The 434-nt window shown below is 46.1% G+C and carries 1 protein-coding gene; it reads right to left on the bottom strand.

What is annotated here, in order from left to right:
- Positions 1–434: cytochrome D1 domain-containing protein (locus tag A3729_RS10325; protein ID WP_304439713.1), on the bottom strand; the 434-nt coding region annotated here is incomplete at both ends.

Here is a 434-nt window from a genome sequence, read left to right as displayed (position 1 = left end):
TGGATGGGTACGAATAAATACGCCCGCACCGTCTGTCTCAACTGTGTAGCACAGCTTCCACGCTTGGTCAGGATGACCAATCGGGTCGTTGCCCCAAACAGATACTTCACCAATACCTAGGTGAGTCGTTGCACCAACAGGGCCACACTCTTTATCAGTCCAGTTAGCACCAGGACCCGGGTGAGGCAATGAAGCAACATCGATCATTTTCTCTAACTTACGATCTTTCGTATCAACAACAACCATCTTGTTTGAAGCGTTTGCTGCGATTTGGAAGTAACGACCTGTTGGGTCAAAGAAACCATCATGCAAGAACTTAGCAGTATCCATTTGATCAATACGTAGGTTATTGATGTCGCTGTAATCAACCTGCCACATTTGACCTAACTCTTTGATCGCAACCATCCAAGTTGGCTCATTAGGTGTTGTGTAGA

The organism is Oleiphilus sp. HI0043, from assembly GCF_001634935.1.
The sequence above is the reverse complement of the archived record's forward strand: the minus strand, read 5'-3'. Positions and strand labels throughout refer to the sequence as shown.